Annotated in this window: 7 protein-coding genes and 1 riboswitch; of the genes, 3 read left to right on the top strand and 4 right to left on the bottom strand. The window is 66.5% G+C overall.

The window, feature by feature from the left end; all coding sequences use genetic code 11:
- Positions 1 to 13: 13 nt before the first annotated feature.
- Positions 14 to 3,826 carry a DUF748 domain-containing protein gene (locus ACJ7Z0_RS05585; RefSeq protein WP_434789024.1) on the bottom strand — a complete coding sequence of 1,271 codons (3,813 nt, stop codon included), beginning with the start codon at positions 3,824 to 3,826 and terminating at the stop codon, positions 14 to 16.
- Between the two features lie 596 nt (positions 3,827 to 4,422).
- Between ACJ7Z0_RS05585 and ACJ7Z0_RS05590 the strand changes: the two genes are divergently transcribed.
- The 3 genes from ACJ7Z0_RS05590 to nrdR all read left to right on the top strand — a co-directional run bounded on the left by ACJ7Z0_RS05590 (position 4,423) and on the right by nrdR (position 7,161).
- Complete coding sequence (locus ACJ7Z0_RS05590; RefSeq protein ID WP_431130810.1) at positions 4,423 to 5,268, top strand: lytic transglycosylase domain-containing protein; 846 nt, start codon at positions 4,423 to 4,425, stop codon at positions 5,266 to 5,268.
- Between the two features lie 17 nt (positions 5,269 to 5,285).
- Positions 5,286 to 5,412, top strand: a riboswitch (ZMP/ZTP riboswitch).
- A gap of 41 nt (positions 5,413 to 5,453) precedes the next feature.
- Complete coding sequence (gene glyA, locus ACJ7Z0_RS05595; RefSeq protein WP_434789025.1) at positions 5,454 to 6,698, top strand: serine hydroxymethyltransferase; 1,245 nt, start codon at positions 5,454 to 5,456, stop codon at positions 6,696 to 6,698.
- Positions 6,699 to 6,717: 19 nt separating this feature from the next.
- A complete protein-coding gene (gene nrdR / locus ACJ7Z0_RS05600) occupies positions 6,718 to 7,161 on the top strand; it encodes a transcriptional regulator NrdR (RefSeq protein ID WP_431130806.1) in 444 nt (147 codons plus the stop codon).
- Positions 7,162 to 7,194: 33 nt separating this feature from the next.
- Here the strand turns inward: nrdR and ACJ7Z0_RS05605 are convergent, their stop codons facing one another.
- The 3 genes from ACJ7Z0_RS05605 to ACJ7Z0_RS05615 are packed head-to-tail and all read right to left on the bottom strand — an operon-like array spanning position 7,195 to position 12,121.
- The gene (locus ACJ7Z0_RS05605) at positions 7,195 to 7,749 is read right to left on the bottom strand and encodes a GspH/FimT family pseudopilin (RefSeq protein WP_434789026.1); all 555 of its coding nucleotides are present in this window, start codon (positions 7,747 to 7,749) and stop codon (positions 7,195 to 7,197) included.
- Positions 7,746 to 8,171 (bottom strand): type IV pilin protein, encoded by a 426-nt coding sequence (locus tag ACJ7Z0_RS05610; protein ID WP_434789027.1) that lies wholly within the window; start codon positions 8,169 to 8,171, stop codon positions 7,746 to 7,748. Before ACJ7Z0_RS05610 ends, ACJ7Z0_RS05605 begins: the two co-directional genes overlap by 4 nt.
- On the bottom strand, positions 8,168 to 12,121 hold the full coding sequence (locus ACJ7Z0_RS05615) for a pilus assembly protein (RefSeq protein ID WP_434789028.1): 3,954 nt from the start codon (positions 12,119 to 12,121) through the stop codon (positions 8,168 to 8,170). The genes ACJ7Z0_RS05610 and ACJ7Z0_RS05615 overlap by 4 nt, the downstream gene beginning before the upstream one ends.
- Between the last annotated feature and the right edge of the window lie 5 nt (positions 12,122 to 12,126).

The following is a 12,126-nucleotide window of genomic DNA, read 5'->3' on the forward strand; positions in this document are numbered from 1 at the left end:
AAGTGTCTGCGGGTCATTTCATGGCCAGCTTGAGTTCGGCGCCGGGCTTCCAGTCGGCACCGCCCGCCGTGGTTTTCACGGCGCCAAGGAACAGGCGTTCGCTCGGCAGCTTTTGCGCCAGCAGGTAGTCGCGCACCACGGCACCGCGCTCGACGGCCAGTTGCCGGATCGACTCCTCGTCGACCGGAACGCTCGCGAGCAGCAGGTTTTCCATCTCCTTGACGGGCAGGTCCTTGGCGAGCCCGACCATGTTGCGCGGCTTGGTGATGTCGGCGCGCTTGTACACGGCGGTCAGCAGTTCGGGGTACTCGGCATCGGTGACCGGCGGCACGTCGGTGCCCGCCTGGCCGGCGCGCACCACCACGCGCCGCTTCTCGGCCTGGGCCAGCTGGCGCAGGCGCTGGCGCTGGTAGGCGTCGCGCTCCCGCTCGAGGCTGGCCGTGCCGACCACGGTCATCTGCAGGGCCGGGCGCTCCGTCAATGCCTTGACGACCTTGTCCAGGCTCTCCTTCGCGCCGGTGCTGAGCTCCGAGCTTCCGGATTCGAAAGCGACGGTGCTCGATTCGCTGCTGCCGCCGCCCAGTCCGCCGGTCAGAAGATTGAAGGGCGCGGTCGCCGCCTTCACGATGAGGTTGACCACGGCCTTGAAGATCAGCGGGCCGATGCTGAACTGCGGATCGTTGAGCGAGCCGCTGAGCGGCAGGTCGACATCGATCACGCCGTTGCGGTCGGCCAGCAAGGCCACCGCGAGCCGCACCGGCAAGCTGTTGGGAGCGCCCTGCACTTCTTCGCCGAACTGCAACTGGTTGAGAACCAGCTTGTTGGTGGCTGTCAGCTGGCCATCGGGCGCTATCTTGTAGTTGACGTCCATGCTCATCTTGCCGCGCTCGATGCCGTGGCCCGAATAGCGCACCGAGTACGGCGACAGCGGCGCCAGGTCGAGGTCGCGCATCTTGGCCGTGATGTCGAGCTCGATCGGCTTGACCAGCGGGTTGAGCTTGCCCGTGATTTCCAGCGCGGCCGTCTGCTGCGCCTTGCCGCGCAGTTCCAGGTCAGCCAGCGCGGGGCGGCCGCTCTCGCCCTTCGGCGGATTCGACGAGAAGGAACTGAGCTTGCCGGTCAGTTCGCTCAGATCGGCGGAGTAGTTGGGCTTCACGAACAGGTCGGTGAAGTCGATGCGGCCATTGACCAGGCTCATCGGGCCGAAGTTGATGACCGGTTGGGGCCCGGCATCGGCTTGTGCCTGGGCCGCTGCGACCGGCGCCGAGGCCGGCCTGGCCGGCTCCGAGCTGCCGCCGACCATGGACTCGGCCGATACCGGCGCGCCGCCCGCCTGCGACGGGGGCCGGGTCGTGGTGGTCGTTCCGCCCAGGCTCCTGCGGGTCTTCGCCTCGGTGGTGGCTGCGGCGGCGGCATTGGCTTCCGCTTCGCCCTTCTTGGTGAGGTTCACGAGGTTCAGGCGGCCTGTGGGGTCGACGATCACGCGCGCGAAGAAGTCGGTCAGCGTGGTTTCGCGCACGTCCACCGCCGGCGCCGCATTGGGCGCCATGCTCACCTGCAGGCCGCGCAGGCTCAGCGTCTTCCAGCTCAGCAGTTGGTTGGTGTTGCGGTCGAAGCCGGGCGACTGCGTGAGCGAGATGCTGTTGGCGCGGAAATCGTCGAGCGCCGTGTCGCCGGCCAGCTTGAGAGTCATGCCTGCCGGTGCGTTCGCATAGCGCACGGTGCCGCGGTAGCTCGCGAAGGCACGGCGGATGTCGACGTTGAGGGCATCTGCGTAGTACGCCTTGAAGGCATGGGCGGGAAACGACGCCACGTCGAGCCGGCCCTCGGCCGCGAGCGGCTTGAGCACCAGGTTGCCCTTGTAGTCGAAGCGGCCCGGCTCGGAACGCCTCGAACCGATGCGGCCTGAAATCTGCAGGGGCGACACCGTGGCGGTGTCGGGCGCGATCTTCTGGGCGTTCACATTCAGCGCCGTGAACTCGACCGCGACCGGCGTGGCGCTGGCCTTGTCGGCATATGAAAGCGTGCCGTTCTCGACCGCCAGGGTGCCGATGGTCAAGGCCCAGGGCTTGGTGTTGGCGCCGGGCGGTGCCGTTGCGGTGCCCGCGCCGGCGGGCTTGGGCGCAGCCACCTTGGCCTGTGCTGCCGCCCCGTTGCCGGCCGCCGGCGCCTTGAGCCAGCGCTCGAACATCCAGCGCTTCTCGCTGTCGCGCTCGACGTTCACCTTCGGGTTGGTGGCGGTGAACGAAGCCACGTTCAGCGTGTGCTTCGTCATGTCGACCTCGGCATCGACCAGCTCGAAGCGGCCCACGCTTGCCAGCGCGGTCTTTGCCTGGGTCAGCGCAAGGCCGTCGGCGGCCAGGCGGCGGGCCTTGAACCGGAGATCGGGCTCGGCCCAGGCGATGTCGATCTGCCCGCTGAGCTTGCCGTCGAGCGTGGGCTCGAGGCTGTGTGCCAGGTATGGCGCCGCCAGGGACAGCGGCAGCGCATCGACCTCGGTCTGCACGTCGGCCTTCTTGTCGGTGGCGCTGCCCTGGAACTTGAGCGTCGCGCCGCCAATGGCGGTGCTGCCGCTGAACTGGGCCGGCTTCTCCATCGGCCAGGTGACGCCGGTCAGGTCGAGGCCGAGTGCGCTCGCCTGGACGGCCGCCGCGGGCTGTACCGTTTCGTCGCGCCACCCGATGCGCCCGCCGCTGAGAGCGACCTTGTCGACCTGGACCTTCAGCTTCGGCTTTTCAACCGTCTTTCCGGCCGGGGCGCTGGCTGCGGATGCGGGCGGGGCCACCTTTTCGGCAGCCCCCGTGGCCGGATCGGTGGCGAGCAGGTTGAGCCGGCCTTGCGCATCGCGCGCGACCGCAAGCTGCGGGTTGGACAGCGCAACTTCGCTCAGATGGAACACCGACTCCAGCGGGCGCACGTCCGCCAGCGCCAGCTTGAGCGAGTCGAAGCTCAGCAGGTCGCGGCCGCGGGCGTCGCCCAATTTGGCACTCTGCGCTTCGACCGTGCCGGTGATCTTGAGGCCGGCGGTGGCGGCCTGCTCGAAGTCGATTTTCAGGTCGGCATCCAGGCTGCCCGCCTGCAGCTTCACCGGCAGGCCGCCCGGCAGGTAACCCAGGTAGGGCGCGAGGTCGAGCCCCTTGAACTGCAGGTGGGCGTCGGTCTTGCGGCTTTTCGCGAACGGCGTGGTGAGGGCCGCCGAATCGAACTTGCCGCCGTTGAGCGCGAACGCGAGCTTGGGCTCGGTGTTCACGTCGCGCTTGGAGGCGAGGTTGCTCAGGAAGGGCACGTTGAGCACGAAATCGCGCAGTTCATGCTTGCGCTTGACCGTCTGGTCGTCGAAGTCGACCGCGCCGCTCTTGATCGAGATGTTGTAGATCGCAAAACGTGCCGGCTCGGCGTTGGGGTCGGACGGCGGAGCGGCGGCCAGCTTGGCCAGGATGTCGTCGATGTCGTACTTGCCGTCGGCAAGGTGCGTGAGCAGGATGGCCGGCGATTCGATGGTGACCGCGTCGATCACCGGCGCCAGGCGGACGAGCGATTGCAGCTCGGCGTCGGCATAGATTCGCTTGACGGCCACCTGGGGCCGGCTGCCGTCGGCCGTGGCAATGCGCAGATCGTTCAGCGCAAGTTCGAGGGTCCAGGGCTTGAAGTCGATCTTGCCGACCGTGACCTGCCGGCCGAGCTTCTCGCTCGCGATCTTCTGGAGCTGGCTCTTGGCGATCGGCGGTACCGCGAGCCAGGCAACGATCCAGAGCGCCAGAAGAGCCAGCACCGCGACGATCCCACGTCGCACCCATTTGTTTTGTTTGAGCGAAGCTGCATCCATCGCGGGAGTGTGCCGTAAAGAAAGAACAAGGCAGAAACAAGAAAGCCCGGCAATCAGACGAATGTCTCATTACCGGGCTTGATGGCGGGCCCGAGACCCATGCCATCGATTCGCGCGACCGGAAGTCAATGGTTCCTGCCGTGCTGGCAGCAAGAGATTGCCGCCGTGGATCCTCTGCCGTTCGAGCCCTTGACTTGCACCTCGGGCTATCTGACTTCGGAACACGCCTGAATAACTCAGGCGTGTCCAGATTAGGCGCCTGACCCTTGCATTGCAATCCCATCCACCAAGGGGATACCCTAGGGTAGGCCCGCTCAATGGGAACAATCTGTTTAAATATGTAATTGCATAAGAACAAGGTTTCTTATGCTTGACCGAGTATTTAGCCACGCTAGAATCCGGCCTGCCCCTGGCTGCCCAGACCCAGCAGGGGCCTCCTGAATCCGCCGCCGAACTCCCCCGGCTTGATCAGGTCGCCGCGCCCTTACCCCTACACCTCCACGCGCGGAGCCTGATTCGTACCAATCCAAGCGCCGTAGCCTTCATCCATCGCCTTCCCGGCGCTGCGAACAGGTGCCGCACAGAAAGGAAGAGCGATGAACAAGGCGTTTGATGCCACGGCCCGCGGGCTAAGGACCTTTGCGTCCGATGTGGCAGACGGCTTTTTTGAAATCACCCACAACGGGTTTGCACTGGTCGGCCTCGCCATCGTGTTCGCGGCCCTCGCCCTCGTGGCACGGCCGGACCTGCGCCAGACCGGTGAGGAGCAACTGATGGGCTGGCTGCAATCGCGCAAGCCGGCACCGGAAGCCACCGACCTCGAGCCGACCGCCATCGTGCGCACCACGGCCGCAAGCCCTGGCGACCTGCCCAAGCAGCAGGCCGCCGTGGCATATTGGCTCAGCAAGAAGTACCGCGTGGCGGCCGAACCGCTGAGCGTGCTGGTCGCCGAGGCCTATCACCTCGGCAAGCGCACCAAGCTCGACCCGACGCTGATCCTCGCCATCATGGCCGTCGAATCGAGCTTCAACCCGTTCGCCCAGAGCCACGTGGGCGCCCAGGGCCTCATGCAGGTCATGACGCGCGTGCATGGCGACAAGTACGAAAGCGCGGGCGGCACGCTCACCGCGTTCGACCCGGTGACCAACATGCGCGTTGGCGTGAAGGTGCTGCAGGAATGCATCGCCCGCGCCGGGTCGCTCGAAGGCGGCTTGCGTTACTACGTGGGTGCCGCCAACCTCGAAGACGACGGCGGCTACGCAGGCAAGGTGCTCGCCGAGCACGAACGGTTGCTGCAGGTCGCCAATGGCCGCAATCCGCCCACGGCGGCGCCGGTGGTGCGCGCGCAGCCGATCCCCGTCGCGACGCCCCCGAAGCGGCAGCAGGCCTCCGAGCCGGCAGCCGACCCGCAGAAAGTGGCCCTGCTTTCGGAAGTTTCCTGAGGCCCTGCGCTACACTTCACCCCGTACGCGACTGGCGATAGGCGCAGCACCCCCCGCGGTGCCCCGCGCTGACGTGGAATACCACTGGGAAGCGTGCCGCCTGGCATCCATACAGGCGTTCAGCCGTTCGCCTGGGCAGCCCTTGTTTGGTTGAAGAACAAGGACCTCGTCTTCAAAGGACTGCCATGTATCACCGCAATATCCTGGTCGAACAGACCGATCCCGAAATCTGGGCTGCCATCCAGGCCGAAAACGCGCGCCAGGAACACCACATCGAGCTGATCGCGAGCGAAAACTACGCCTCGCCAGCCGTCATGGCCGCCCAAGGCTCGCAGCTCACCAACAAGTACGCCGAAGGCTACCCCGGCAAGCGCTACTACGGCGGCTGCGAACACGTCGACGTGGCCGAGCAGCTGGCCATCGACCGCATCAAGCAGATCTTCGGTGCCGACGCCGCCAACGTGCAGCCGCATTGCGGCGCCTCGGCCAACGAAGCCGTGATGCTCGCCTTCCTGAAGCCCGGCGACACCATCATGGGCATGAGCCTGGCCGAAGGCGGCCACCTGACCCACGGCATGCCCCTCAACATGAGCGGCAAGTGGTTCAACGTGGTGAGCTACGGCCTGGACGCCAACGAAGCCATCGACTGCGACGCGATGGAACGCAAGGCGCACGAGCACATGCCCAAGCTGATCATCGCGGGCGCCTCGGCCTATTCGCTGCGCATCGACTTCGAGCGCTTCGCCAAGGTGGCCAAGGACGTCGGCGCGATCTTCATGGTCGACATCGCCCACTATGCGGGCCTGGTGGCCGCGGGCGTGTACCCCAACCCGGTGCCGCACGCCGACGTGGTGACGTCCACCACCCACAAGAGCCTGCGCGGTCCGCGCGGCGGCATCATCCTGATGAAGTCGCAGCACGAGAAGGCCATCAACAGCGCCATCTTCCCGGGCCTGCAAGGCGGCCCGCTGATGCACGTGATCGCCGCCAAGGCCGTCGCGTTCAAGGAAGCGATGGCGCCTGAGTTCAAGGCCTATCAGCAGCAAGTGGTCAAGAACGCCCAGATCGTGGCGGACACACTGACCGAGCGCGGCCTGCGCATCGTGAGCGGCCGCACCGAAAGCCACGTCATGCTGGTCGACCTGCGCTCCAAGGGCATCACCGGCAAGGAAGCCGAAGCCGTGCTGGGCAGCGCCCACATGACGATCAACAAGAACGCGATTCCCAACGACCCCGAAAAGCCGATGGTGACGAGCGGCGTGCGCATTGGCACCCCCGCCATGACCACCCGCGGCTTCAAGGACGAAGAGGCGCGCATCACCGCGAACCTGGTGGCCGACGTACTGGAGAACCCGCGCGACGCCGCCAACATCGATGCGGTTCGCGCCAAGGTCCACGCGCTGACAAGCCGGTTCCCGGTCTACCGCTGACCCAGGAAGACGTGGCCGCATGAAATGCCCTTTTTGCGGTCATCTCGAAACGCAGGTCGTCGAGACCCGCGTGTCGGAAGACGCCGACTTCGTGCGCAGGCGCCGCCAGTGCAGCGCCTGCGACAAGCGCTTTACCACCTATGAGCGGCCGGACGTCAACTTTCCAGTCGTCGTCAAGAAGGACGGCAGCCGCGCCGACTTCGAATCGTCCAAGGTTCGCGCCTCGATGATGCTGGCGCTGCGCAAGCGGCCGGTGAGCATCGAGCAGATCGACAACGCATTGCTCCGCATCGAGCAGAAGCTGCTTGCCAGCGGCTTGCGTGAAATCGATTCGACCAAGGTCGGCGAACTCGTGATGCGCGAGCTCAAGAAGCTCGACAAGGTGGCCTACGTGCGCTTTGCCTCCGTGTACCGGAGCTTCGAAGACGTGGACGAGTTCAGGCAGCTGCTGCGGGACATTTGAGCGGAGCCGGTCCGCCGTTCGCGTGCGGCGGGTTCATTGGCTGTCCTTGCCGCAGGCGCCGCTTCCGCAATCGCCCTTGAGGTCGGGATTGCAGACTCTCGCGCGGCCCGAGGCCGACACGACGATGGACGCCCTGCGGCCCGACTCCGCCTTCAAGGTCAGGCAGCCGGCGCCGAAGCCCGAGCCCCCCGCCCGGCGCGAGAAGCCGTTGCTGTCGTAGTCCAGGCCCTGCACAAAACCATCTCCAAGCCCCGCATCGATGCCGACACCGGCCGGGAGCTTTTCGAAGTTGCGCACTATCTGCGGTGCGGCATCCGTTCCCGCCCGCACCGCCCATCCGCTCGACCAGTCATTTGCGGTCAGCGCCACGACGTGAACCCTCTGCGAACGTTGAATGGCTTCGGTGCGGGCGAGATTCAGCGCGGCGACAAAACCGCTGGACGCGGCCGCCAGGCGCTGGTTGAGCAGCAGATCGCGAAATGCCGGTACGCCGAGCGAGCCGAGGATCGCCGCGATGGCGATGACCACCATCAATTCCACCAGCGTGAAGCCGCTGCGCGGCCTGCGCAACGGCGCGCAGCGCTTCATTGCCAGCACCTGCTTGGCGCGGTGCCGTCACAGCCCTTGTCGCCCGTGCTGTCGAGCCAGAGCGCCCCGACCTCCGGATCGGAGAGGCCCGGCCTGGGGGTTGCGGTCAGCCTGACGCAGCGATCGATGCTGTCCTGCCCCTCGCAATTGCCGCTTTGGACCAGGTATTTGCCGCCTGCGCCGCCCTCGCCGGAGCCGCCTTCGTAGCGCTTGTACTGCCCGCTCAGGGTGTAGTTGCGCTCCTGCTGCTGCATCTGCTGCACCAGGGCCGACCGCGCCTCGGTGCGCCAGCCTTTGCGCATGAAGTCCAGGTATGACGGGTAGGAGATTGCGGCCAGGATGGCGACGATCGCAACCACGATCATCGCTTCGATCAGGGTGAAGCCGTGGCTGCGCCTGGCACCGCGTTGCACGGTCTTCATGGTTTCGCACTCCGGTAGTCGGCAATCTGGCGCCAGTTCAGGCGTCCGGACACCTGGGAGACCTGGCCGCCCTCCACGGGGCGCGCCGTGGAAATACGGACCCCGCGCGAGCCGCCCGGCACACCGACGTTGATGACGGACACCTTCTTCGTTTCCGTTCGGCGCCCGAACGCATCGGTGGCCGTGTAGGCGCCCTCGCCCAGTTCGACCAGAAGAGGCGACGACAGCAGCCCGACGCTCGAAGGAACGCAGGTTCCGCCTTGCGACAGGCCGGTCATCGCGTTCACCGAACAGCTTCGGCCGCCGCCGTTGGCGCCGCATGCTTCGGCATTCGGTATCAGCGTGTTGAAGAACAGATATCCGTCGCTCAGCGCCAACCGCGAGACCTGCCGCTCGCCCAGTTCCAGCGCGCCCGGGAAGTCGAAGTACCAGCCGCGGCGGCTCACGGCGCGGCTGGTGCCTACGCCATAGACGAAGGGCTCGCCCACGATGGCCGGCAACGATTGGCCCGCGGCGGCAACAGCCCGCCGCGCCTGCAGTTGCGTACGCGTTTCGCTGGCGGGAATCGCAGTGCCGCTGTCGTACACGCCGTACAGGCTCTGCGCGCCGCGGCTGGCCCGGCCCATGTCTTCGGCGCTCACGAACTTGCCGGTACCGAACAGCACGATGGCGCCGCCGTTCGGCCCCACCCCGACTTCGGGCGCCACGGTGATGGGCTGGCGCTTCGCGTTTGCGCCGCCCGATGTCGCGACCATCAATGGAAGGCTGCCCAGCCCGAGTGCGTTGGCTTCGCTCCACGGCGCATTGCCCGTGAAGTCGAACTTCCAGAGGTTGCCTTGCGTGTCGCCGGCGTACAGCCAGCGTGCCCAGCCGTCCGCCGCGGCAAAGTCGCCGGGTGTTGCCAAGGCATTCACGAGCGTGCTGTCTGCCGGTGCGGGCAGCATGATCTTGTGATAGTTGAGGCCCCGCTTCCATGCAGCACCGGCCGGTTTGTCGAGCGAGAGCAGGAACAGCGCGCTCCGCTTCTCAATATTTGCGTTGTTGAACCCGGAGGGAACAACCGCGAACCAGGCGTACGCCGCGGGCTGGGTGCGAGTCGCTGCGGACACACGGAACTTCATGATGCGCGGCGCCTGGAGCACATGGCCCATGTCGCCATCGTCCGCGCCGGTGAACTCCCACAAGACCTTGTCCGCCGAAAAGGCGGCAGGGTCGGAAATGTCGAGCGCAAAAACGCCGGCAGCCCCTGCCCCCGTGCCGGAGACCAGCACCGTCTTCCAGGCACCGCTGGCCATTCGCGCCTCTACCGCCGCGGCCGAGCCGTCGACATGGGCCTGGTGCGCATAGCCGGGCGAGGTGTAGCCGGCCAGCTTCGAAGACACCGAGCGGGGAACATAGGCGAAAAGCTCGTTGCCCGTGGCGGCCGAGAATGCATGCAGCATGCCGTCGTTGGCGCCGACGTACACGGCCTGCGGCCTTGCCTTGTGAGCATCGAGAAACTGTTGGTACCCGGCGCCTCGCACGTTCGGGCTCGGAGGGCCGACGAAGAGCGGGTTCGAATTGGCAACGTCGCCCATCACCGAATCGCGCACGCGGAAGGTCCCACCTGGCGCAGAAAGCTCCTTGCGCCGGTCGCCGCGCAGGTAGGCCAGCCGCTCGGCGCCCAGGCCATCGGTTGCTGCTGGCACGGCATAGGGCTCGGCGTTCAAGGCGCTTTGCAGCGCCTTGTCCAGTGCGTTCCACTGAAAAGGCGCGCCGACGCCGGCAGCCGAGAGGGTGAAGATGCTTCGGTCCGCCGGCTCGCGCGCAGGCACTGCAGGTTGGGCCGATGCATCGCCGGTCAGCAAGGCTCCCGCGTCCCAGCTGGGCTCCTCGGCCTGGCGAACGGTGCCCGAGCCTGCGTCGTAGGCCAGTGGATACGCCAGCAACGTTCCCGACCATCTGCGCCCGCTGAACCGGGCCACGTAAAGACTGGCGCCCGTCGCTCCGATGCGGTTCGAAGAGATTGCCGCGTCCGCCGTGCTTCCGCCCGATGGCGCGGCCGCCGACTGGAACACCTTGCGGATTGCGGCCAGTAGCTGGTGCGGCTCGCCGGCGAGGAAGTAGTTGGACGGCTTCGGCTGGCCGTCGTCGTCGAGGCCTTCGGCCCATTCGGCATTGCTGCCCACGTCCGCCCGGCCACCGCCACCCGATGCGACGAACGGATTGCCGTCGCCGTTGCTGTCCACGAAGCCACCGTATTTGGACGCGAGGTACAGGGCGCTGCCACGCTGGCCCTGCCGAATGGCGCCCTGCCCGCTCGCATCCAGATCGATGCCGAAGGTCTGGACTCGGGCCTCGGAAAAATCGGCGCGGATCTTCTGCGTATTGGCCCAGTAGGCCAGACCCGCCATGCCGAACGAGCCCCTTTCTGTGCCTGTTTCCGCGCCGGCGATGGTGCCCGACGTCAGTTGCGCGCCGCCCTTGTAGTTGAAGGCCGGAAGGCCTCGGTTGCCGGTGGTGGCAAGGCCGGTCCTCTCCGAAGGATGCGCATAGGAAAACGCTTCGCGGTTTTCGAACGCACCGACGAGTCGTGTCCAGTAGGCGGTGTCCGGCTCGAACGACGCGCTGCTGAAGCCGCGGCCGCCGCCGGGCATGCCTGGCAAGGAATGGTCGTCGTGCGTATCGAGATCACCGATCGCCAGGATGTGGTTCTTGCGGCAGCTGGCCGCCACCGGGTCCCAGCTGCTCTTGCGGCTTTCATCGCGCCATGCGGCCGTGTCGTTGGAGACCGGCAGCCCGTCCTTGCGGGGATCGTTCGTTGCGACCACGCCCGCCAGGGCTTCCGGCGTCGGAGCCTTGGCCTGCAGGTAGCGCAGCGACTCGTAGTAGAGCTCGCCCGCAGGGTCGAACTTCTTGTAGGCGCCGCCGCGCCCGAACCGGTTCAGGTAGTTGACGATGCCGCTGTATCGGCCACCCTGCGCAGCCGCATCGGGATCGTCGATGAAGACGCCAGTCGTCGCGTTCCACTCGGCCCGGGGGTTGTCCACGCTGTCGAGGCCGGCGTCGAGCTTCCGAGGCCCCGTGTATTTCATCGGCGCGCGCAGCACGCCGCCGTAGCGCGCCGGGTCGTTGTCCAGCAGGTAGCCGAAAACGGCGAAGCGCATGCGACTCGAATGGCGCTGGATTTCGCCCACGGGCTTGAATTGGCCGCCCGGGTATTTGAGGCAGAGATCGATGCGCGTCGCGGCCTCTGCCGCCGTGCAAACCTCGACCCGCGCAAAGTAAGGTGCACTCGCAGCGCCCGGGCCATATTGCTGGTCGGTACCGGGGCTTGCGCAACCGCCGCTGGCGCTCGGCCCGACGAACATGCGGTCGAGACAATGGTTGAAGTGAACAGTGCCTGCCGCGCGAACGCCCGTGCGGCTGTCCGCGACGAGCGGCGTGAGCTTGTCCAGGTTGCCCGTCACGGCCTTGTCGGGAAAGTAGCTGCTGCGATAGAAATCTTCTTGCAGCACCGCGCGCTGCAGCACGGTGCGGCCGGCTTCGTCCACCACGCGGTCTCCGCCTGTCAAGGCGAGTCGCAGCACGTCGATGGTGGAGATGGCCGCCCAGTTCAGCAAATTGCCGCTCCACTGATTGGCGCATGCAATTTCGCCGTCGGCGAGCTTCACCGCAGGTGCAAGGCGCCTGAAATAACCATCGGCCGCCGCATAGCCGTAGCAGGCCATCGGATCCCAATAGCCGCGGTAGACCTTCTTCCAGTCGAAGCTGCCGCGATACGCCGCACCGGCGTTCGAGAACTCCAGCGCGAGATCGAGCACCAGGTTCGGATCGGCGCGCGATGCCATGGAAGACAGCGGTTCGCCCGGAAACTCGACCTGCTCCGCCGCCAAAGCGCATGGAGCGTTGCAAAGGGCCAAGGCCGCAACGACCGCAGCCGCGATGCCGCAGCTTTCAAGAGAACGCATTCGGG

Origin of the sequence: Variovorax palleresanus (assembly GCF_051144945.1) — a bacterium.
GTDB classification, from domain to species: Bacteria; Pseudomonadota; Gammaproteobacteria; order Burkholderiales; family Burkholderiaceae_C; genus Variovorax; species Variovorax paradoxus_S.